This is a genomic window from Nitrosopumilaceae archaeon (assembly GCA_035631875.1).
In the GTDB taxonomy this organism is placed as follows: domain Archaea; phylum Thermoproteota; class Nitrososphaeria; order Nitrososphaerales; family Nitrosopumilaceae; genus TA-20.
Genome location: DASQHX010000011.1, coordinates 323,366 through 345,798, shown reverse-complemented (window position 1 = coordinate 345,798; position 22,433 = coordinate 323,366). Strand labels below are relative to the sequence as shown.

Genomic DNA, 22,433 nt, shown 5'->3' with positions numbered 1-22,433 from the left:
CAATAAAAGGTAAAGAGAGTTGATAAAATGGGCAAAAGAATTTTGATTCATTTCTTTAATGTCTTTTTTAAGTATAAATCCAATGGACGAATGGGGACCAGACATCTATGAACTTAGGCATAACCGAAGTTGGATTGATATCAGTATTTTTGTAGGGGCAGCAGCCTCGGCATTAATTTCCTATTTGATTTTTGGTCCCGACATAGACAAAGCAATCAAGCAGTCACCAATCTTAATTGACTTAATGTTTGCACCTTCTTTTGGAATAGGTTTTCTTTATGGCCTTAGAATGACAGACCGCGTTATGAAACCATCTGAAACAAGGAGTCCAGTAAAACGTGCAATTGTTAAGATGTTTCTATTTTTGTTTATGATGGGTGCCATTTTTACGTCTGTATCTTTTGCACTGCATGGAGGAGCTAGTCCAGTTCACAAATCAATTGTAACAGATGGATTAATTCCATGGGCAACAGAATTTGTTCAGGTTAACGGTGGTCTAACATTTCTAATTATATCTAGCATTACAATAATGGCAGCTGCTACAAAACGAATTGTAGGAATGGAAGGATTCCTAAGCAAGGTTTTCATATTTGTTGGAACGTTTATCTTTTTTTCTATGATATCCATAACACTTACACATAGCGACCCAACACACTCCCAAGTCTATCTTTATGCATTTTATCAGGCAGGAATTGTTGGTGGAATATTCTATCAGATGAACAAGCTTACAGCTCATGCCAACATGTGGGAAGACTATGCAAGTGGTTACTAGAACTTTCGAGTTTTTAGTGTAAATATAACCATTCCAATTGAGATTATCATTACAAGTGTACTAACTCCACCAAATTCTGGGAGATAAGTCGTTCCCAAAATATTAGTTGTGGTTATACCGGTCTGATTGAATTTGAGCATCACCGTGGAACTGTCAGTACCATTGATTATAATTGGTGAGATCTGTTTTCCGTCTTGTGTAACAGTAAGACTACCCCCAATGAGATTATTTGGTATTTGGATTTCAGCAATACTATCAGTGTAAGTACTATTACCGGTAAAAATCAATTCCTTGTTATTTGAGTTTAGAGTGACATTTTTCATATCATAGTTTGAGACCGTAGTAACAATGTAAGTATAGTTTGCCGCGTGTATTTTCCACTCCCATTTTATTCCTGGATGATTAAGGTCTGCAAAAGATGGTGTAGATAATAATCCTAGTATCAGAACACATGATATGATAATTTCTGTCTTCAATTCTTCAAATCTACAAGCTTACCGCGCATTTCCTTATCTTTAGAGATCCTTGGATGTGACGGGTCTACCATAATTATTTCATACCAAAGATAAATTCCATCTTTATAGACATAATATGAGCCGAGAAGTTTCATGTTTGGAAATCTTTCAAGTACACGACGTTCTGCAACTTGTTGCATGGAAACATCTGGTTTTATTCTTGTAACACCAAGGTGCTTTGGTCTTCTTCCTGCTACTGGTCTTTTCTTGCGCATGTTTCCTCTACCTACACGCATTCTTACAACAACTATTCCTTGTTTTGCCTTGTATCCAAGTCTTCTTGCCTTTTGTATTCTGCTTGGTCGATCAATTCTAGTAAGTGCATTTTGTTTTCTCCATTCTACTGCTTTCGCTCTCAGTTCAGGTGCGTTTTCCTTCCACATCTTTAACCAAGTTTGATCCTGATGGCTAAGCATAAACGGCACTACTAAAATCCCCTTAATATTCTGTTAGAACTACTGCTTTTCCACAAGACAGGTACTAATAACGAAAATCGGTTTCATAAAAAAGGATTATCCCAAAAACATATTATAAATTTGTTTTATGCATCTAGTATGAAATTAAGATATGCCAGTTCTATTTTTTTGTGCGTACTCTTTTTTTCCCTTTCTGGACTAAACAATGCATTGGGTACACCATCATTTTCTATTAAAACCGACAAAACAGTTTACGAATACGGTGATCACCTTTCCATTATCTTTGATGTATCAGAACTTACAGGAGACCCAATAACTATTCGTATAGTGGACGAATCTGGAACTTCTAGTTCACCGTGGCCAATTCCAATAACTAATCTAAAAACAGAGATTACAGCTCCTGTAGCATTTTACAAAACCATATACAAATCTGGAACATATCATATTGATGCTACATATTCTGGAAGTAATGCCACTACCATGTTTACATTAAAAGATTCCAATAAAATTGCCATTCCATCGTATGATAAAGGTATCATCAAATTATGGTCAGAGAACACACTGTATACAGATGCAAGCTTTGCAAATGTGATTCGGGAATTCATACAATATGACATAATTCACATTCCTGAATTAAATAATCAAACAACAAATTCTGTGCACATACCATCATGGTTTAAAAATGATGCAAGGTGGTGGTCAGATGATCTCATTTCAGATAATGATTTTGCATTAGGAATACAATATCTTATTGAATCCAAAATTATAACAGTTTGAGTTTCTATTTGCGAATTTGTTTTCTTGTTTTTGATTTCTTTGATGATGCAATCACTACAATTAAAATTAAAATTACAGCAGTTATTACAGAATATTCTATTATTTGTTTATAAGTAATATTGAAAGGTAGATTTGGTAATGTGAAATGAAATATCTTTGAAAGAATTTCTTGTGCAGATAGATTTTGTGTGGATGCATTTACAGTTGGCTTTTGTACAGAAGTTTGGTTTTGTTGTGATTGGTTATTTTGTGTTAATTGTTGTGAAGGTTGATTTGGCTTTTGTGAAGTTGGGTTTGCAGGAATTGGATTTTGCGTTATACTAGTATTATCGTTACCTGAGCTTGCAAGACTAGTTCCAATAATCTCTAGTTCTTTGTTCTCCGGTGCAAGTTGAATCAGAATTGTTCTACTTGTTTGATCTGAGTTTTTTTCTACATAGGAAGTAAATGCTCCATCAGCTAGTACAATAAAATTATCATTACTTCCATCTTTTTTCGTAGCATCAATTAACTCTCTAGGCAGCGTTAACTCTAAGGTAGATGTTGGATGAGTAACCTGAATTGAAAAAATCAATCCTTGATCTTGTGTATTTGCTTGTGCACTTAGAACCTGAACATAATTTGCGTCATAGTTAATTTGAAATGATTTACCAGATACAACAGTTATACTACCAGTATCACCAAATACAGAAACAAAAGACAAGCCTATTAGAAAAAATATAGGCAAAAATAATTTCAAGTATGCCAATGCTATATAACGCCACGAAGAATCATTATTATCTTTTCTGCTATAACATTTGCAGCTAAAGCCTGAGCTTCCTTTGTTTGAGCTCCTATGTGAGGAGTACAAATTACATTTGGTAGTGTTGCAAGCTTGTTTCCAGTAGCAGGTTCAGACTCAAAAACATCCAAGGCAGCACCTGCAATTTTTCCTTCTTTTAATACATCATACAATGCATTTTCATCTATTATTTCTCCTCTAGATGTGTTGATAATACATGCATTCTTTTTCATTTTTGCAAGTAATTGTGAGTTTACAAGATGATGTGTGCTTTCTGTAAATGGGACATGAAAAGATATGTAATCTGCACTTGAAATAAGAGTGTCAAGATCTGCTTTTATTAGTCCTACTTCGCGTGAAAAATCTTCTGGTATTGGAATTACATCGTAGCCAATGATATTCATATTTAGTGCTCTTGCATGTTTAGCAAGTTTTTTCCCTATATTGCCAAGACCAACAATTCCAAGATACTTTCCAGAAAGTTCAGTTCCCATTAGTTCTTTTTTTAACCACTTTCCATTTCTAATTTCCCTGTCCGCCCTTGGAATTTCCCTAGCTAATGAAAGCATCAATCCTAAAACAAGTTCTGCTACTGCATTCATTGCACCTTCTACTGCATTGATGACTCGAATTTCCTTTATCTTTGCTGCACCTACATCAATGTTATCAAGACCTACTCCTACGCGTGCAATAATTTTACATTTGTTTGCTCTATCAATCATTTCTTTTGTAATCTTTGTTCTGCTTCTGACTACAACAATGTCAAAATTACCAATCTTTTCTTTGATTTGATCTGGAGTAATTTCAGGCTCATATGTAATTTTCAGACCATTTTTTTGTAAAATTTCATTTAGAATGGGCGCAACCTGATCACAAATTAATACGGACTGATTCATTGACATGCAAGAAAACCATCAAGTACAGAATATAATCATTGTGTGAAATAAAAACAAAAAAGAAGATTTTGGGGTTTTAACCACCGATTTGTTTAGCTATTGTCGCTGCTTCATCGTCAGTACATTCACAGTGGACAAGTTCCTTTTGTGGAATGCTGTTCTTTCCTAATGGAGGAACTGCATCAGATGGGTTGGGCATATCTCCTGGGTTGTATCCTAACTTGAATGGATCACCAGCTACGAATATCGTTCCCGCACCAGAGAAGATTGCCGCATAGTCATGGTTGACCGCTGCATATACTCCTGGGTTGTCAAAAACTAGATCCACGATTGCACCTTCAGAGCCACCAATGTTCCAAGTTTCAATTCCTTGAGCTTGTATTACGTTTCCTTGTGTTACACGGTCGAGTTGTTCACCGACAATGTGGAAGAAAACGGGCATATTTCCTTGGTTCTCAACGAAGATTCTGTAGTGAACTCCAGTATCAACAAACAATGGATGTCCTTGATACTGTTTTAGAGATGCGTCGTTCCATGGTTGTACAGCAAAGACATTCTTGCTTGCATCGCCTTTTACTAACTTGTTAATATCTCCATTTGGAGTATATCCAAATGCAAGTCCGTTAACAACAGTTTGTGTAGTATTATGTAAGAACATTGCTTGTTCGTTGAAGCTACCATCTGAGTTCAAGTACAATTGGTTGTACTCTAACACAAATTCTTTGGCATCTGCTGGAACAATCTGTCTGTCTAATACTACTTGACCATTATCTACTTTGGTCTTTGTAACCAAGAGAGGATGGTATCCATTCAGTGGATCAATTATTGTTAATCCATACATACCTGAAAGGACGTGTTGGTCCATTGCAGCTAGGTTTACACCTTCACAGTGGTACTTGAATGTACCAGGAGTTTCTGCAATGAATGCATATGTTCTTGAACTTCCTGGCTGAGTTGCACCAAAGTTAGTTGCAGATATTTGTGATGCGTGCATGTCGTTACTGTGTGCAGTATATTCAGTGGATGGCACGGTTAGAGTCATTTCTATAATGTCTCCTTGTGTTGCTCTAATTGTTGGTCCTGGGACTTGACCGTTAAAGGTCATTGCATGGTATTTTCCACCGCCCATAATTGGCAAATCAACACTCTGTGCTGTGAGACTAACTTGCACTACATGTCGTCCTTGTTGTACCATAGAAGCAATTTGATCTGTTGGAATCTGAGCAAATGCAGATGGTAATTGTAATTGAATACCACCCATATCGCCGATCTTTTGTATCAAATTGTCTTGTACCGTTGAAACGCCGTATTTCGTTGCAGTCATTTGTGACTGAGAATACGTACTAGCGAACAATATTCCTGCTACTGCTACAACTGCAGCAATAGAGAGTATACTGTATCGTCTGTTCATCGTCTCGAATGTTCTATTTTAAGTATATTAACCTATTGGGGAATGATTGAAAAAGACGAAACTTATTTGTAATATTTAATAAATTTTTGTAATTTTTGAAAAGCGAATGAATATTAGGAAAATTAATTCTAGCTTTCACGTGAAGTTTAGAATTGATAGAGATTCTCTAGGTGAAATTCAGATTCCTGCAGATGCATATTATGGAGCCTTTACAGCTAGAGCTATAAAACAATATCATGTAACTGGTCAGAGGACTCATCCTTATTTGATCATGGCATTTGTAATGATTAAAAGATCAGCAGCTGCTGCCAACATGAAAACTAAAACTTTGGATACCAAAAAAGGAAATGCAATTGTGAAAGCCTGTGATAAAATTCTTTCGGGAAAACATCTTGATCAGTTTGTCGTTGAAGCAATAAATTCTGGTGCAGGAACTGCATTTAACATGAATACCAATGAAGTAATTGCAAATGTTGCATTAGAAATATTGGAAAAGAAGAAAGGAGATTATGAAGTAATACATCCAAATGATCATGTAAACATGTCACAGTCAAGTAACGATACATTCCCAACTGCAATGCATGTTTCAATTTTGTTTAGCATTAATCAAGTCATTCCCGTACTAGATGAACTGATAAAAATTCTGATAAAAAAAGCAAAAGAATTTTCCAGTTATAAAAAAATTGGCAGAACACATCTTATGGATGCACTACCAGTAAGTTTGGGTAGTGAGTTTGCTGCATATGCAACAGCAATTGCAAAAGCACGTGATGCAATAGTTATAGCAAAAAAAGAACTTGAATTTGTTGCATTGGGTGGAACTGCTGTTGGAACAGGAGCAAATACTCCAAAAGGTTATAGAAATATTGCCATTGCAGAGCTTGCAAAGATTACAAGATTACCATTAAAACCCCAACAGGACATGCAGTATTCATTACAAAGCAAATTTGCAGTGGCAAACCTGTCTTCTACTCTTAGAAATTTGGCAGTTGAACTTGGCCGAATTTCAAATGACATTAGGTTGATGGCATCTGGTCCTGTTGCAGGATTATCAGAAATTGGTATTCCTGCAGTACATGCAGGTTCTTCCATAATGCCAGGCAAAGTCAACCCATCGCTTGCTGAATGCATGAACATGGTTTGTTTTAGCATAATTGGAAATGATTCTACCGTTGCACTTGCAGCACAAGCAGGACAGTTCGAACTAAATGTAATGCTTCCTGTAATGCTAAAGTCTGTTTTAGATTCAACTGATATGTTAAGAAATTTTGTTCCAATTTATTCTCATAATTTGATTGACGGTTTATCTGCAAACAAAGAAAAGCTTCGTCAATATATCGAGAATAGTCCAGTAATAGTAACACTACTCTCACCTAAACTTGGTTATCAAACATCTGCTGATCTATACAAAGAATCCCTGAAAACTGGCAAGACCATCAGACAGTTGGTAATATCAAAAGGATTAATGAGTGAAAAAGAAGTAAAGTCATTTTTGGGATAAAAATGGCAAAGATTTGGGTTGAAGCCTATGGATGTGCGGCAAGCTTTGCAGACTCTGAAATGATCTCTGGTTTGATTCTAAATGGAGGTCATACACTTGCCAAGAGCTCATCTGATTCAGACTTGAATCTTATTGTTACTTGTTCAGTAAAAGATGCTACCGCACACAAAATGATACATAGAATTAAAAAAATGAAAACAAAACCACTTGTTGTAGCTGGTTGTTTACCAAAAGCAGAACAATCCACTGTTGAAAAATTCAGTCCAAAAGCTAGTTTACTTGGTCCAAATTCTTTAGGAAAAACTCTTGATGTCATAAGTTCTACTCTAAGAGGAATAAAAAAAATAGAGGTTGCAGACTCGGATGTATCTAAAGTTGGTTTACCAAAGGTCAGATTGAATTCGGCTATAGGAATAATTGAAATTGCAAGTGGTTGTATGAGCGAGTGTACTTTTTGTCAAACGAAATTATCTAAAGGAGATTTACACAGCTATAGGATTGGAGATATTGTAAGGCAGGTAAAACACGATGTGGAAGATGGATGTGGTGAAATATGGCTTACATCTACAGATAATGGCTGTTATGGTTTTGATATAGGAACTAACCTACCTACTCTTATTGAGAATGTATCTGAGATAAAACACAATTTTATGATAAGAGTAGGTATGATGAACCCCATGTATATGACAAGGATTAAGCAGGATCTTTTGAAATCCTTTGAAAACGACAAAGTCTTCAAATTCCTTCACATTCCGGTACAAAGTGGGAGTAACCAGGTTCTAAAAGAGATGAAACGCGGTCATACAGCAAATGTGTTTAGGGATACAAATGACGCATTTAGAAAAAAATTTGAAAGGTTTACCATTTCTACAGATATCATTGTAGGATACCCATCTGAGAGTGAGGAAGACTTTGCGCAGACAATAGATCTCATTAAAGAAACAAGACCTGATGTGACAAATCTTTCAAGATATAGCGCCAGACCTGGAACAGATGCTGCAAAAATGAGCCAAATTGATATTTCTGACGTAAAAAGGCGAAGTAAGATCATTTTTGAATTAACAGACAAGATAATACATGAGAGAAATTTGGAATGGGTTGGTTGGAAGGGTGATGTTTTGTTTGATGAAATTGCTGATGGCATAATCAAAGGAAGAAACTTTGCCTACAAACCTGTAGTTATTGAGAAAGAAGTAAAAATTGGACAAAAAATCAAAGTCGAGATCACAAAAGCAACAAAACGTGGTCTTTATGGCAGAGCCATAAGCTAAAATTTTTTAGATCGAAGATTGGATCAAAACTAATCAACAAAGTTTTTTAACTAATTTTGTAAGCAAAAGAGAGTCATGGAATTTGAGATAAAGACACCTATTCTAGTTGTAGGATTAGGCGGTGCAGGATGCAAATTAGCAATAAACGCCAAAGAGAAACTTGGTTCAGAATGCATTCTAATTAGCCATGACCCAAAAGACCTCAATTCTAGCAATTCTAAAATTTTGATTAATACCAATCCGATTCTTAATCCATCTTCGTATCTAATACGAGGCATATCATTTGGTGCCCTTGATAGTATTAGAGAAAGGATTGAGGGTTATTCTACTATTATTATAATGGCAAACTTGGCAGGAAAATCTGGGGCAGCGTTAGCACCTATTCTCTCACAAGTTGCAAAAGAGATGGGTAAGAACGTCCTTTCCTTTGCTATAATGCCGTTCAAATTTGAAAAAGACAGAATCTTCTTTTCAGGTGTATCGTTGAAGAGATTGAAAGCAAACTCTGACTGTACCATAATAGTAGATAATGATGCTTTACTTGACAGCAATCCGGATCTTACTCCTGATACATGTCATACCATAACAAATGCCGCCCTACTTGAAGTCGTTTCATCATTAAAGTCTGCATCCTTCCCACTAAGAACAAACATTCTTTCTACAAGTAAAGAAGGTCAAGATATACAGACATCATTAAGAGATTCTATCAAAATGCTTTACGAGGATGCACCTCCCAACAGTGTCAAAAGTACAATGTTATATGTGATGGGCGGAAACAAGATTTCCGTAGGAACACTAAATTCCATGGTAAATACAATCAGCGGCATATTCAATGACGATAGCACTAGAGTAAGTCTTTCGGTTATGTCAGGTGAAAGTTCTAAAGTTGTTTTATTGACATCAATTGATGGGGAAACTAGATTTGACAAATATGATCCGTTGGGATTTATTCCAAAACAGAACATGCTGGACTGGGATGAACCAGAATGCAGTATAAAATTAGATCTTAACTTGACACAGATAGAATAGAATTAATCTTTCTTTGTCTTTTTATCAGATTTTGAGTCCTTAGGTTTTTCTTCTGATTTCTTTTCTTTAGTTTTTTCTGTTTTCTTCTCTATTAGTTTTTCTTCTACTTTTTTTTCTACTTTCTTTTCTTCTTTTTTCTCCGTTTTTTTGTCTACTTTCTTTCCTTTGGATTTTTCCTCTACTTTTTTCTCTTCCTCATATTTTGAAATTAGAATATTACCATCATCATCTTTTGTTAATTTGACACGTATCTTTCTTGGGGGATGTCGTATTCCTCTTGCCCATACAAGATGGCTTACATCTTCTTCAATCTTGACATTTTCAGATTTCATATGATGTGTAGCAAATTCTTTGATCATGTTAATTGCTCTCTTGGCTCTTTGATTATTTGGAGAAAGCCAAACTTTACCAAGATTTATTGTATAAACGCGTTCAAGTGTTTCTTCTGACAATTATCCCACTCCCACATCAGTTCTGCGCCATTGTCTCCTTTTTGGATTTGATCGTACCTTTCTTTTTGTTCTAACTACAACCCAAGTTGGCACAGGTGAACTTTGCTTTAGTTTCTTCATTAAGCGTATCTTCCTTGGAGTAGATTTGTGCGCAGCCATAAAAATTTGAACACCTTGACCTCTTTTTAAATGAATCTCAAGAGTCTACGTAAAAAATGGCATGTAAAAAATTAGTCATACTAAACCGGTTTCTGATAGAATGTCAAACATTTGCTTTAACATCCTTGCAGAAGCACCCCATATCAAATGATGTTGATATCTAAAAGTATACATCTCTTGAATTGATTTGTGTGAAGGATCTAGATCATCTTCTATTGTGTTTAACAGAGGCAAAAATGGAATGTGTAATATAGTTTCTATTTCTGAATTTGGGATAAGCTGTGGTATTTCATCTAGAATACAAATAAACGGCATTATTGTGAAACCAGAATTCAAAGTTGTCACCGGTTTAATCTGACCGATAATTTGTTGTCTAGATATATCAAGATTCATCTCTTCTTTTGTTTCTCGAAGAGATGTAGTCAACAGATCATCATCACGTTGTGTCCATGTCCCACCAGGAAAAGAAATCTCGCCAGCGTGCTGATTCATTGTTTTTGGTCTCTCTGTCATGATTATCATGGGTTCTTTTCCATAAATCACCATCAATACAGCAGCGAGTTTTGTTTTTCCGTCATACTTTACCTCAGGTGTAATTTTACTAGACAGTGCTTTTTTGAGTAATTCTATTTCCAATTATACTAGTAATACAAGATTCGTTTATTTGGTATTATCGTTAGAGATTCATCTTTCATAGGATGTGTTTGGTTTCTATCACAGTACAAAATATTCTGCCTCAGGATGATGTACAACTATGGCTGCAGTAGATTGATCTGGTATAATTTGACCCAATTCTGTAAGCCGCATGCCGGATTTTTCAGGTTCTAATAATTTCCATACCAAATTGTGTTGTGATACATCAGGACAGCTTGGATATCCCCAGCTGTATCGCAACCCCCTTTTTGGTCCAATTTTTAGTTCGTCTCTTATTATTTGATTGATCCATTCTGCCATTGCTTCTGCAGTCTCAACAGCAAGACCATGTAAATAATACGCGTCAGTATACTTGTCCTCTTTATTCCATTTTTCTATTATTTCTGAAGTCTTGTTTCCAACTGTTACTGCTTGAAATGCAACAATATCATCATTACCAAAATAATCCGTGATACAGAGATGTTTTGATTTTGTGGATCGTGGAAAATCAAATGTAATATGTTGCCCATTTGGATGATCAACTACAAGTTTTCCATCTTTGTTATGGCATTTGAAATAACCATATACTGCACGTGGTTCAAAAAGACCTTCATCAACAATTCTTTTCTTCCATTCTTCAAATAATTTTTCATGTTCTTGTTGTGATTCTTTTGCAGTATTTCCACGAAGTCCCCATGATAAAACAAAAAGAGATTTTTTGTTGATGTATTTCCAAATTTCTTGTAAATTAATTTGTGTAGGCACAAATCTAATTTGTTTATTAATGTGAGATGCAAGTGGCGGTTCTACTGGTTTTATTCCGCTATGTGGAATATCTCTTACTTCTGTCTTTACATTAGTTTCTGTCCATTTCTCTAGTTTAGCATTCCACTCAGTAAGGAATTGTTCTTTCTCATTTGAAATAAGATTGTCCATTGTTTTTAGACCATCAAACATAGTTTTGCAGTAAAATGCACCTGGTTTGTAAATTCCACCCTCTTTTGCTATTCTATTGATATAGTTAGTGTTGATAGCAGCTCCACCACATAATATAGGAATCTGCATGTTGTTTTTCCTTGCATGTTCTACAAAAAATTGCATTTGTTTTGACGTTGAAACCAAGAGTGCAGAGAGACCTATTGCATCTGCTTTTACTTCATCGATTTTTTCCAAAAACTTTTGCATTGGAACCTGTTTCCCTAAATCATAAACAGTATAACCATTATTTTCAAAAATTGTCTTTACCAAGTTCTTTCCAATATCGTGAACATCACCATAAACGGTACCCAAAACGAGTTTGCCTTTGCTAGTACCTTCCTCCTTTAAGAGATATTTTTCAAGCTCTCCTACTGCTGCTTTCATGCATTCTGCAGATTTAAGTACAAATGGCAAAATGAGTTCTCCTGCTCCAAATTTGTCACCTACTTCTTTCATAGCTGGGAGAAGATCATCGTTTAGCGTTTGTATTGCAGCCTGATGTGTTATTTCTTTTGGAGCTTGAATGCTCAAAATATTATTTTTTTCAACTAGTTCATGTTTTTGTGTTATCTTTTCAGCAATTGCACTGACAACATCATTTTCAATTCCATCTTTTAACCTATTTACAATTCTAAAGTTAGATCGTTTACCAGCATTCCAAGAAGGATCGATTTCAACTCTTTTTACAGAAATGGTTTTTGTAGATTTTGAGTTTTCAAAATATGCTATTAAATCTGCAAGTGCACTTTGATGTCTATTAAATATAAGATCCTCTGCAATTTTTCTTTCTTTTTCGCTAATCTCAGAGTACGGAATAACGTCCTTTGGGTTGATTATTACTGTATCAAGGCCATATTTTACTGCATGATACAAAAATACAGCATTAAGCACTTTGCGTGCATTAGGTGCAAGTCCAAAACTTAGATTACTTAGGCCAAGAGTGGTATATGAATTTGGAAATCTTTTTTTTATTAATGCTATTCCTTCTAGTGTATTTTTTCCAGCATCCTGAAATTCTGCTTCTCCAGTAGCAAGTGTAAAAGTTAGAGCATCGAAAATGAATTGATCTTCTTGTAGACCATATTTTTTTCCAGCTTCATAAAGCAATTCTGCGGTTTCTAGTTTTTCTTGTGGAGATTTGGCCATTCCTTTTGGACCAATACACATCGCAATTGCAGGTACTCCGTACTTTGCCATCATTGGAGCTAATGAATGAAATCTAGATCCATCACCTTCCAAATTAATTGAATTAATTATTGGCTTACCAGGAATTTGTTCAAGTGCTGTGGCAATTACTTTTGGTTCAGTTGAATCAATAACCAAGGGAGCATCTATTTCTAGACTCAATTGTTTGACAAGTTTTTTCATAAACTCTAGTTCATCGGAGCGTTCTGTAGTTGCAACACAAACATCAAGACAATGTGCACCTTCTTCAACTTGGGCCTTTGCTAAGTTTAGTAATTCATCAAAATTGCCATTTAGTACAGCTTCCTTTGCCTTCTTTGAACCTTGGGTGTTAAGTCTCTCACCAATAATCAATGGCGGAGGGATTTGTTTTAGTTCAATTGCCTTTAATGCAGAACTCACTCTTGGAATTTTCAACATATTAATTGTAAACTGAATTTTCTAAATACTTAGCGTTTATTACCTATTTTTGATCAATTATTTTTCTGAGTTGTGATATATGGGAAGGATTGGTACCGCAACACCCTCCTATGATTCTCACGTTAGGATATTGAGAGATAAAGTCTTTGAGAGCTTTTGCCATTTCGTCTGGTGACATTTTGTAAACAGCTTTTCCACCTTGATTTTCTGGCATTCCAGCATTTGGCACTACAAGTAGTGGTAAATTGTTTTGCTCATCTAGCCATTGTATGTTTGGTGTCATTTCTATTGGCCCAGTAGAGCAATTCAATCCAAAAATATCAATCCCCATATCAGATACTGTTGTATATGCAGCCTGAATGTTTGTACCAAGCAACATCTTTCCATATTGATCTAATGTCACATTTGCAATTAATGGAATTTTTTTACCAGTTTTTTTCATTGCAAGATGAGAAGCTTCAATTGCAAGTTTAACTTCTAAAATGTCTTGGCTTGTTTCAATTAACAATGCATCAACTCCACCCAGTATAAGACCCTCTGCTTGTAATTCATATGCCTCTCTAATTTCATTAAGAGGTTTTTGTCCAAGTGATGGATCATTTGAGCTTGGCAAGAATCCACTTGGTCCCATAGTTCCAATCACATATCTTGGCTTGTCAATAAATTCTTGAGTTACCTCTACTGCCAACTGTGCAATTTTTTTATTCCATTCTATGGTTTTTTCTCCATAACCATATTCCTCTAATTTCAGCTTGTTTGATCCAAACGTATTAGTTTCAATACAGTCAGCGCCTGCTTTTAGGTAGCTTCTATGAATATTTTTTATCCAATCAGGTCTTGTGAAAGATAGTCCATCATTGAATCCATCTTTGCCATCTGGAAAGTCTTCTGATTTTGGGTTTAGCTTTTGGATCTCTGTGCCCATAGCACCATCAAAAAGCAAAATTTTGTTCTTTATTGCCTCATTGAAAGGAACTTTTTGTACCAAGACAAAGTTGAGATGGTTTTAATCAATTTAATTTCTTGCTTTGATTATATTCAAAGGTTATAATCAAGTACTCAAAAAAACCTTCTATGACAATTACTTATGAGATAAATCCCCCAAAAATCATTCAAGATACAGTATTATCTCAAAAAGAACTGCAAGATTCTCTTAATAAATTAAAATCTAAAGCATTGAAGGTTGGCAAGGTTTGTAAAAGTATCCACTTGACTGATTCAGTTCTTGGCATACCAAGAATATCACCTATTACCGCAGGTTTCTTTATTAGAGATTCTAATAAAAAAATAAGAATCTCTGCAAGCATACGAGTAAGGGATAGGAATCTTATTTCCATTACTCAAACAATTTCTGATGCAATTTTGCTTGATCTAAATGGTGTTCTTATTCTTAAGGGAGATACTCCACCTGTTGGACCAAAGGATTCTAAGCTTATACCAAGTGATATTGTAAAACAATTTAATGAACAGGGTTTTGGAAAAAAAATTGATCTTTATCTTTCATTATCAAGCAATCCAGATTTTGAAAAAATTCACAAAAAAATTGAAGCTCAACCAAAAGGATTTGTCACTCAGGTCATTAGCTCCACTGACCAAGTTACAAGAATAGTTGATAAATTAAAACCAGAAGGGTTCAAGATAATTCCTTGTATTTTGTTAGCTTCAGAAAAAAATTCAAAATCTGCAAAAATGCTCAATTTGGATTGGTCAAATTATAGTAAAAATATGATTGGTTTCATAAAACAAATACACAAAATTTCAGGCAATGTATTGATTAGCTCACCAAATGATTTTATTGGAGCCTTAGAGATATTGAAAAATCTGGCGTGAGGAGTCCTAATAAGAATTGAAAATCAGCGACTAATTAAAATTAAAGAATAACAAATCATGTTTGTGTACATGATATGAATTTATTTAAAATATCAATTTTATTTGTAGGATTATTTGCTATAGGTTTAGTTTCCTTTCAGCATGCAAGTGCTGAAGTTTGGATTCCTGATAATGAGTTTGGAGGATATTTTGATTCAAATGGTGTATACACCGTCATTGGTGCTGTCAAAAATACACAAAATGTTGCAATAATTCCTACAATTACCATAAACATAAAAGATAATGTAAGTATGATTTCTGATTCCTATACTCTGTCAATAGTTGATGCAGGAAAAGACATACCATTTAAAATAAAAATACCGCAAGTAGAGAGTAAAAATGCAATTTTAGAAAAACCAGATGTAAGTTTTGTACCTGCAAAACATAATGCCATAGATATTCAAGTAATTTACAATACCACACTAGTCAAACATGCAGACGGTCACACGTCAGGTTTTATCATAAATAATGATACTGTCACAGTACATGGAGTCAAAGTATATGCTGTAATTTATGGCAAGGATGGAAAATTTCTTGATACTGGTAAAAGTGTTGAAACAATATCTGAGCTGAAACCCGGTGAAAAAACAAAGTTTACCATGTACCCTGATCCATTGCTTGCGTCAAAGGTGAGTTACTATAGTTGTTTTGCATTAGGTGAGGATCCAACATTAACACTTTATGCACAAAAGGGTGGAGATAGAGTTTCTTTTACCTATTTAACGGCAGCAAATTTAGGTAATGCAAAATTTGATGACTCGCAAAATTCACTTTCATTTACTGCCAGAAATCCTTGGCCTCAAGTAACATATGTAAATTTCATGATCCCCTTACAAAATGATAACCAAAAATTTTCTGTTTCTTTAAACGGCAACCCAGTTGATGCGTTGCAAAGTAAAGACCCAGACGGATATTGGCATGTAGCTTTCAATTTGCCATACCAATCAACTAGCAATGTTTTAATTTCAGGATTCGCAGAGCAAGGACAGCCACTTTTACCTGCTATTAATTTAGGTAATTCTAATAGTACTGAAGAACCACAAAATTCACTCTCAGTAGCCAATTTTAGAAATTATTTGTTGGTAATAATACCCACTGTTGCTGTAATTGTCAGTGTCATTATTTGGAAAAAGAAAACGGATTAGAAAGTTTTTCAACATTAAGGTATAGTTAACAGATTTTTTTCCCCAAGAATTTGATTAAGAAGCGCTAAATCATATATGTTGGTCAAATCTGGTTTTTTATCTCCAAGAAAACCTAATTCAAATGCATCATTAGCAGATTTGTAAAGTGATTCTTTCATTGGATCATATGTTATTTCAAGTCGTGAAAACGCATCTTTGAATTCATCATCAGGGATTGTCTTGCCTGTGAGTTTTTCTAATTGTACATTGAATGCTTGAGCGGCTTGATCTTTATTGTTATTTATCCAGATAGTCTCATCAATGTGTGCTTCTAGTAGTTTTTTTATAACATCTGGATGACTTTTCAAATAATCAGTTCTAACAACTATTTGTGCTGTTACAAATTTTCCATTTGACCATAAATCTCTCTCATCCACCAGAATTTTTCCATTTGCTTCTTTGACAAGTTTTGCGCCCCATGGCTCTGGCACCCATGCCCCATCAATACTCTTTTTTAAAAATAGCGTCACAATATCAGGATTATTCACAGGAATTACTGTTACATTTCCTCCATTCTCAGTAGTTTTGTATCCATTTTTTAGTAAATAGTGTCGTAGTGCAACATCTTGTGTATTTCCAATTTGAGGAGATGCAAACTTTTTGCCAGCAAAATCTGCGGCAGAATTTATATCCGCATCATTTCTAACCACAAAAACTGCACCACCACTTGCTGCACCCGCAATGATTCGCAAACCTTGTCCATCAGATTTGATATAACCATTGATTGCAGGGTTGGATCCAACATATGTAACGTCAACCTTATTTGCAAATAATGCTTCGATTGCAGATGGACCTGCATTGAAGACTTGTGTTTCTATTTTGATATCTCCAAGTTCCTTTTGAAAATCTCCGTTTCCAAGACCGATTACTGCTTGTGCGTGATTTATGTTTGCAAAATATCCAATTCGCAGAGTATCAACCTTTGTGACATTAACGGATTTAGTATCTGTAAAGTTAGAATTATTTATCACAGAAACCTGATTTGGAAAAAAGTTAATAGCTATAACTATTCCAATTATTAATCCAACAATTACAAATTTAATTTTAGGAGTCATGCATATAACCCTCTAACGATGATGATCCAGTCCCCACTTTCTTCTCACTCGCTCATCTAGTTTAAACAACAACAGTCTATCAACTAACAATCCAATTGCAAATATAGTAATCATGCTTGCAATTACCTGACCCATATCAAGAAAGTCTCTCCCAACAGACAAAATATGACCTAGTCCAACAATTGACATCAATATTTCGGCACCAATGATAGCATGCCATGCAAATGACCAAGCTTGTCTGATGCCAATGATTAATGAAGGTGTAGCAGCTGGTATGGTTACATGTCTAAATAAATAGAATCCTTTTGCACCCATATTTTTAGCGGCATCAAGATAGATTGGCGGTATGTTTCTAACGCTGCTATATGTTGAAATCATTATTGAAAAAATTGAACTCATGACAACTACAAACAAAATTCCAAAGTCATTGAAACCAATCAACAGAATAGAGAAAGGCACCCATGCAATACTTGGAAATGACAAAAGACCAGCAGAAAATGAACTTAGAGTCTTTCCAAATCCCTTGAATTTAATCATGGCTAATCCTATGAGGGTACCTAGGGCTATGGAAATAGCAAATGCAGCTACAAGTCTTGCCAAAGTTACACCTATACTCACAGGTAGAGAATGATTCCAAAGTATCTTCACAAATGATTCTGCAACCATCAATGGTGAAGGCAATGAGATTGTTGGCCATATGCCAAACATGAAGACTGCTTGCCATACACCAATAAACACTGCAAGAAACAATGCTGCATTAGCAGCATCATCAAAACTACCATGAGATGTCTTCTTTGAAATCAATTTTTCACTCATATGTTATCATCTTTTATCCGTGCCATTACTTCGCTCTTTAATTCTTCAAGAATTTGATGATAATATTTTTGGAGGTTTTCATCCTCAGCAAGTCTAGGTCTCCTATAATCAATTACAAATTCTTTTTTAATTTTAGATGGCCTGTTTTTAAATACAACAACACGATTTCCTAAAATTACTGACTCTGAAATATTATGTGTAACAAAAATTATTGTCTTTTTTGTCCTCTCCCAAATTAATTGCAATTCTACTAACAGTAAATCTCTTGTTTGAGAATCTAGTGCTGCAAATGGTTCATCCATTAAAAGAATTTCTGGATCCATAGCAAGAGCTCGTGCAATTGCAACTCTTTGCTTCATTCCAGTAGAAAGCTGATAAATGTACGAATCTGCGAATTTGGTCAGCTGCATCATGTCCAAGTATCGTTCCGAGATTTGTCGACGTTCATCTTTTGGAATTCCAGCCATTTTTAATCCAAATTCTACATTATCAATTACCTTAAGCCATGGAAATAAAGCACCTTCTTGAAAGACCATTGTTCTATCAGGACCAGGAGTTGTGATTTGATTTCCATTAAGTAAAATTTCACCAGAATCAGGTTTTTCAAGTCCTGCTACAATATTCAAAAATGTTGATTTACCACATCCAGAGGGACCAACAATGCATATGAAATCACCTTCTTCTACATTCAAATTAATTCCATCTAAGGCAAGAACAGAGTTACCATTATGATCAAAATGTTTTACAATGTTTTTTGCTTGTAGTTTAGTCATAAGAAATTCGTTCCTTCTCTCCAGTAGACACTAAAAATGCCTCAGTCCAAGCGATCAATTTCATATAACAGCGTTATAATAATGCGGTTAAATAGTGTTCGAATTTTAGCTTGGACTAATTTAGTTTGTCTCATTGTTTTAGAAATAATTTTTTGTTTTTATCCTAAAATAAAATTAAAAGATTACAAAGCACAAAAGATAAATGCTAAAATCTGATCACAGAAAACCTCAATGAAAGGAAAAGCAGTTCTAGCTTTCTCTGGTGGTTTAGACACCTCAGTTGTTGTAAAATATCTCCAAGAAAAACACAACTTGGATGTAGTTACTGTTACAATAGATGTAGGTCAAGGTGATGATCAAAAAAAGATCGCATCAAAGGCAAAAAAACTTGGAGTAGTAAAACATTACAACTTGGATGCGCGTTCAGAATTTGTAAATGATTTCATTTTTCCTTCTATAAAGGCAAATGCACTTTATCAGAAAAAATATTGTCTTGCAACTGCACTAGCAAGGCCATTGATTGCACAAAAGGTAGTAGATATTGCAAAAAAAGAAAATGCCAAAGCACTTGCACATGGCTGCACAGGCAAAGGAAACGATCAGGTAAGATTTGATGTTACAATGCGTTCAGGTACTACACTTCCTATCATAGCACCAATTAGGGATCTTAATCTTACACGCGATGTTGAACTAAAATTTGCAAAAAAACACGGCATCCAAATAGATACTGCCGCAAAAAGATTTAGTATAGATCAAAACTTGTGGGGTCGTGCTATTGAAGGAGGAGATATGGAAGATGCATACAAGGAACCACCAGAAGATGCGTTCATTTGGGTAAAGACTAGGAATATGCCAGATAAACCACAATATCTAGAGATAAAATTCAAAGAAGGTGTACCAGTCGCAGCAGACGGTAAACAGCTAAAACCTATTGAACTAATACAATACATCAACAAAAAGGCAGGCGCTTGTGGAGTAGGTATTGTGGATCACATAGAAGATCGTGTAGTTGGTATAAAATCACGTGAAGTATACGAAACACCGGCAGCAACTTGTCTCATTGAGGCTCATACCGATCTGGAAAAGATGGTTCTTACAAAACACGAACTTAGATTCAAATCACTTGTAGATTCAGAATGGGCTTGGTTAGCATATTCCGGATTGTGGCAGGATCCACTAAAATCTGATTTAGATATGTTTATCAATGCGACTCAAAAGAGAGTTAGCGGAACTGTAAAACTAAAGATGTTTAAAGGAAGTCTAATAGTAGTTGGAAGAAAATCAGAATATTCGTTGTACAGCCATGACTTGGCAACATATGGATCTGGTTCCACATTTGATCAAACTTTGGCAAAAGGATTTGTTGAGTTGTGGGGACTCCAATCAACAGAAGCTAATAAATTACTAAAAAAGAGGTGAAAAAATAAAATATGAATTGTCCAGAATGTGATGCAATGTTAAAAATTCCAGATGATGCAAGTGTAGGAGAAATAATTTCATGTCCTGACTGCGGAGCAGATTTTGAGATAGCCTCGAAAAATGGCACCACTTGTCAACTCAAACACGCTGAAAAAGTCGGCGAAGATTGGGGAGAATAAATGTCAAAGATTCGTATCGTTTACGATCGAGTCAGAACAGAGGAGAAAATGCTCGAGGAAAAAGCAATCGAGCTTGGTCACGATACAAAGATGATTGATGCCAAAGTAACTCAGGTAAGTACTGAAAGTAAAAAAAATGATTTTGATTTTGGTGATGTAGTACTGGAAAGATGTGTAAGCTATTTCAGAGGTCTGCATTTTACTGCATGTTTAGAATTTCTTGATGTGCCAGTCATAAACAAATATGAAGTTGCAAATAACTGTGGCAACAAGATGATAACATCACTTTTGTTAAAAAAACACAATGTACCTACCCCAAAAACATATTTTTCATTCTCACCTGAAGCTGCACTTGAGAATCTTGAAAAAGTAGGATATCCACTAGTTATCAAACCCATAGTAGGAAGCTGGGGAAGAGGCGTCATACCTCTTAAGGACAGAGAAACTGCAGATGCGATAATCGAAGTAAGAGAACTAAGTGATGGACCATTAGACAGAATCTACTACCTTCAAGAAATGATAAAAAGACCTCCAAGAGATATTCGTGGTATTGTAGTAGGAGATCAAGTCATTTCTGCAATGTATAGAACTTCGTCTGGCGGTTTTAAGACAAACATTGCTCTTGGTGCAGAACCAATTTTGTGTGAGATAACAAAAGAGTTAGAGGATGTTTGTATGAAAGCATCAAAAGCAGTAGGTGGAGGAATATTGGGAGTAGATATAATGGAAGATGAAAAACGAGGACTAGTTGTACACGAAGTAAACAATACCGTAGAGTTCAAAGGATTATCAAAAGTTTCAAAAAAGAATATTCCAAAAGAAATGATTGATTTTGCAATCAAGCAAGCTATAAAATAAATTATACCCCTTTATGCTAGGAGTGTATCAATGAAAGTAGGAGTTATCGGCGCATCAGGTTTTGTGGGAGGAGAAATGCTCAGACTACTTGTAAGCCATCCCAAAGTAGAGATCTCCATGGTAACGTCAAGACAATATGTGGGAGAATATGTTTCAAGGATTCAGCCAAGCTTGAAAGGATTTACTGATATTACATTTTCTGAATTAGATTATGACAAATTATCAGACAAGTGTGATCTTGTTTTTACTGCAGTACCGCATGGAACAGCAACTGAGATAGTAAAGGCATTGTATGATCGTGGAATGAAAATAATTGATCTAAGTGCAGATTATCGTCTTCACAATGCCCCAGATTATGACAAGTGGTATGGCTGGCAACATCCTTATCCAGAATTATTGTCAAAATCAGTTTTTGGAGTTCCAGAAATTCACAGAGAACAAATTAAAAAATCACAACTTGTTTCTTGTCCTGGATGCATGGCAGTAACTTCAATACTTGCGTTATATCCACTAGTGAAAAAAAACCTAATTGATACAGAACACATCATTGTTGATTCAAAAATTGGTTCATCTGGTGCAGGTGCAGGTTCTTTGGCTGGTACCCATCATGCTTTAAGGTCAGGAGTGATCAGACCATACAAGCCTGCAAAGCACAGACATACCGGTGAAATAGAACAAGAGTTAACAGAGGTTGCAGGAAAAAAGATTCATGTTTCTATGAGTCCACATGCGGTAGATATTGTACGAGGAATATTGTGTACAAATCACACTTTCCTTAACAATCCAATGAGCGAGATGGACCTTTGGAAGTTATATCGTGAACAATATGGTAATGAAAAATTTATCAGATTAATTCGTGATAAAAAAGGATTCTACAAGTTTCCGGATCCAAAGTTTGTAGTTGGATCCAACTTTTGTGATGTAGGATTTGATATAGATGAAGACAATCATAGATTGGTGGTATTGTCAGCCTCAGATAATTTGATGAAAGGGGCAGCTGGTTCTGCCATACAAAACATGAATGTAATGGCAGGTTTTGACGAGATGGAAGGTCTCAGATATTCTCCGTTAACACCTGTGTGAG

At 35.3% G+C, this 22,433-nt stretch carries 24 protein-coding genes; 11 read left to right on the top strand and 13 right to left on the bottom strand.

What is annotated here, in order from left to right; translation table 11 throughout:
• The first annotated feature begins 82 nt into the window (after window positions 1–82).
• Window positions 83–772 (top strand): hypothetical protein, encoded by a 690-nt coding sequence (locus VEU72_09020; GenBank protein ID HYL67270.1) that lies wholly within the window; start codon window positions 83–85, stop codon window positions 770–772.
• Here the strand turns inward: VEU72_09020 and VEU72_09015 are convergent.
• Together VEU72_09015 and VEU72_09010 are read right to left on the bottom strand one after the other, a co-directional pair.
• On the bottom strand, window positions 769–1,248 hold the full coding sequence (locus tag VEU72_09015; protein ID HYL67269.1) for a hypothetical protein: 480 nt from the start codon (window positions 1,246–1,248) through the stop codon (window positions 769–771). The two genes, VEU72_09020 and VEU72_09015, sit on opposite strands and share 4 nt — an antisense overlap.
• Window positions 1,245–1,703 (bottom strand): 50S ribosomal protein L15e, encoded by a 459-nt coding sequence (locus VEU72_09010; GenBank protein ID HYL67268.1) that lies wholly within the window; start codon window positions 1,701–1,703, stop codon window positions 1,245–1,247. The genes VEU72_09015 and VEU72_09010 overlap by 4 nt, the downstream gene beginning before the upstream one ends.
• A gap of 138 nt (window positions 1,704–1,841) precedes the next feature.
• Between VEU72_09010 and VEU72_09005 the strand changes: the two genes are divergently transcribed.
• Window positions 1,842–2,480 carry a hypothetical protein gene (locus VEU72_09005; GenBank protein HYL67267.1) on the top strand — a complete coding sequence of 213 codons (639 nt, stop codon included), beginning with the start codon at window positions 1,842–1,844 and terminating at the stop codon, window positions 2,478–2,480.
• A 4-nt stretch (window positions 2,481–2,484) separates the two neighbouring features.
• Here the strand turns inward: VEU72_09005 and VEU72_09000 are convergent, their stop codons facing one another.
• From VEU72_09000 to VEU72_08990, 3 genes are all read right to left on the bottom strand, one after another.
• Window positions 2,485–3,183, bottom strand: a complete 699-nt coding sequence (locus tag VEU72_09000) for a hypothetical protein (protein HYL67266.1) — start codon at window positions 3,181–3,183, stop codon at window positions 2,485–2,487.
• 47 nt (window positions 3,184–3,230) lie between these two features.
• Complete coding sequence (locus tag VEU72_08995) at window positions 3,231–4,163, bottom strand: D-2-hydroxyacid dehydrogenase (protein ID HYL67265.1); 933 nt, start codon at window positions 4,161–4,163, stop codon at window positions 3,231–3,233.
• A 70-nt stretch (window positions 4,164–4,233) separates the two neighbouring features.
• Entirely contained in the window at window positions 4,234–5,568 is a 1,335-nt protein-coding gene (locus VEU72_08990) for a multicopper oxidase domain-containing protein (GenBank protein HYL67264.1), read from the bottom strand.
• A gap of 139 nt (window positions 5,569–5,707) precedes the next feature.
• Here VEU72_08990 and VEU72_08985 point away from each other — a divergent pair, with 139 nt between their 5' ends.
• The 3 genes from VEU72_08985 to VEU72_08975 all read left to right on the top strand — a co-directional run bounded on the left by VEU72_08985 (window position 5,708) and on the right by VEU72_08975 (window position 9,369).
• Window positions 5,708–7,069: an aspartate ammonia-lyase gene (locus tag VEU72_08985; protein HYL67263.1), complete on the top strand. Its 1,362-nt coding sequence runs from the start codon at window positions 5,708–5,710 to the stop codon at window positions 7,067–7,069.
• 2 nt (window positions 7,070–7,071) lie between these two features.
• Window positions 7,072–8,340 (top strand): tRNA (N(6)-L-threonylcarbamoyladenosine(37)-C(2))-methylthiotransferase, encoded by a 1,269-nt coding sequence (locus tag VEU72_08980; GenBank protein HYL67262.1) that lies wholly within the window; start codon window positions 7,072–7,074, stop codon window positions 8,338–8,340.
• Window positions 8,341–8,415: 75 nt separating this feature from the next.
• Complete coding sequence (locus tag VEU72_08975; protein ID HYL67261.1) at window positions 8,416–9,369, top strand: cell division protein FtsZ; 954 nt, start codon at window positions 8,416–8,418, stop codon at window positions 9,367–9,369.
• Between the two features lie 2 nt (window positions 9,370–9,371).
• On the opposite strand, the gene VEU72_08970 is transcribed toward VEU72_08975, so the two are convergent.
• The 5 genes from VEU72_08970 to VEU72_08950 all read right to left on the bottom strand — a co-directional run bounded on the left by VEU72_08970 (window position 9,372) and on the right by VEU72_08950 (window position 14,184).
• The gene (locus VEU72_08970; protein ID HYL67260.1) at window positions 9,372–9,821 is read right to left on the bottom strand and encodes a 50S ribosomal protein L31e; all 450 of its coding nucleotides are present in this window, start codon (window positions 9,819–9,821) and stop codon (window positions 9,372–9,374) included.
• Entirely contained in the window at window positions 9,822–9,980 is a 159-nt protein-coding gene (locus VEU72_08965; GenBank protein ID HYL67259.1) for a 50S ribosomal protein L39e, read from the bottom strand.
• Window positions 9,981–10,055: 75 nt separating this feature from the next.
• Window positions 10,056–10,616, bottom strand: coding sequence for a CoA pyrophosphatase (locus VEU72_08960; protein HYL67258.1), 561 nt, complete (start codon window positions 10,614–10,616; stop codon window positions 10,056–10,058).
• Between the two features lie 78 nt (window positions 10,617–10,694).
• A complete protein-coding gene (locus VEU72_08955; protein ID HYL67257.1) occupies window positions 10,695–13,193 on the bottom strand; it encodes a dihydropteroate synthase in 2,499 nt (832 codons plus the stop codon).
• Window positions 13,194–13,239: 46 nt separating this feature from the next.
• Window positions 13,240–14,184 (bottom strand): homocysteine S-methyltransferase family protein, encoded by a 945-nt coding sequence (locus tag VEU72_08950; GenBank protein HYL67256.1) that lies wholly within the window; start codon window positions 14,182–14,184, stop codon window positions 13,240–13,242.
• A gap of 86 nt (window positions 14,185–14,270) precedes the next feature.
• Between VEU72_08950 and VEU72_08945 the strand changes: the two genes are divergently transcribed.
• Together VEU72_08945 and VEU72_08940 are read left to right on the top strand one after the other, a co-directional pair.
• Window positions 14,271–15,026, top strand: coding sequence for a 5,10-methenyltetrahydrofolate synthetase (locus VEU72_08945; GenBank protein ID HYL67255.1), 756 nt, complete (start codon window positions 14,271–14,273; stop codon window positions 15,024–15,026).
• A gap of 74 nt (window positions 15,027–15,100) precedes the next feature.
• A complete protein-coding gene (locus tag VEU72_08940; GenBank protein ID HYL67254.1) occupies window positions 15,101–16,210 on the top strand; it encodes a peptidase in 1,110 nt (369 codons plus the stop codon).
• A gap of 14 nt (window positions 16,211–16,224) precedes the next feature.
• On the opposite strand, the gene VEU72_08935 is transcribed toward VEU72_08940, so the two are convergent.
• Genes VEU72_08935 through VEU72_08925 form a run of 3 tightly spaced genes read right to left on the bottom strand, consistent with a single transcriptional unit; the run spans window position 16,225 to window position 18,893 of the window.
• Complete coding sequence (locus VEU72_08935; GenBank protein ID HYL67253.1) at window positions 16,225–17,304, bottom strand: ABC transporter substrate-binding protein; 1,080 nt, start codon at window positions 17,302–17,304, stop codon at window positions 16,225–16,227.
• A gap of 12 nt (window positions 17,305–17,316) precedes the next feature.
• Complete coding sequence (locus VEU72_08930; protein HYL67252.1) at window positions 17,317–18,120, bottom strand: ABC transporter permease; 804 nt, start codon at window positions 18,118–18,120, stop codon at window positions 17,317–17,319.
• Window positions 18,117–18,893, bottom strand: coding sequence for an ABC transporter ATP-binding protein (locus VEU72_08925; GenBank protein HYL67251.1), 777 nt, complete (start codon window positions 18,891–18,893; stop codon window positions 18,117–18,119). The genes VEU72_08930 and VEU72_08925 overlap by 4 nt, the downstream gene beginning before the upstream one ends.
• Before the next feature lie 231 nt (window positions 18,894–19,124).
• Here VEU72_08925 and VEU72_08920 point away from each other — a divergent pair, with 231 nt between their 5' ends.
• Genes VEU72_08920 through argC form a run of 4 tightly spaced genes read left to right on the top strand, consistent with a single transcriptional unit; the run spans window position 19,125 to window position 22,432 of the window.
• Complete coding sequence (locus VEU72_08920; protein ID HYL67250.1) at window positions 19,125–20,312, top strand: argininosuccinate synthase; 1,188 nt, start codon at window positions 19,125–19,127, stop codon at window positions 20,310–20,312.
• An 11-nt stretch (window positions 20,313–20,323) separates the two neighbouring features.
• A complete protein-coding gene (gene lysW/argW / locus VEU72_08915) occupies window positions 20,324–20,491 on the top strand; it encodes an alpha-aminoadipate/glutamate carrier protein LysW/ArgW (protein ID HYL67249.1) in 168 nt (55 codons plus the stop codon).
• Window positions 20,492–21,349, top strand: coding sequence for a lysine biosynthesis protein LysX (gene lysX / locus VEU72_08910; GenBank protein ID HYL67248.1), 858 nt, complete (start codon window positions 20,492–20,494; stop codon window positions 21,347–21,349).
• A 30-nt stretch (window positions 21,350–21,379) separates the two neighbouring features.
• Window positions 21,380–22,432, top strand: a complete 1,053-nt coding sequence (gene argC / locus VEU72_08905) for an N-acetyl-gamma-glutamyl-phosphate reductase (GenBank protein ID HYL67247.1) — start codon at window positions 21,380–21,382, stop codon at window positions 22,430–22,432.
• Window position 22,433 lies beyond the last annotated feature (1 nt).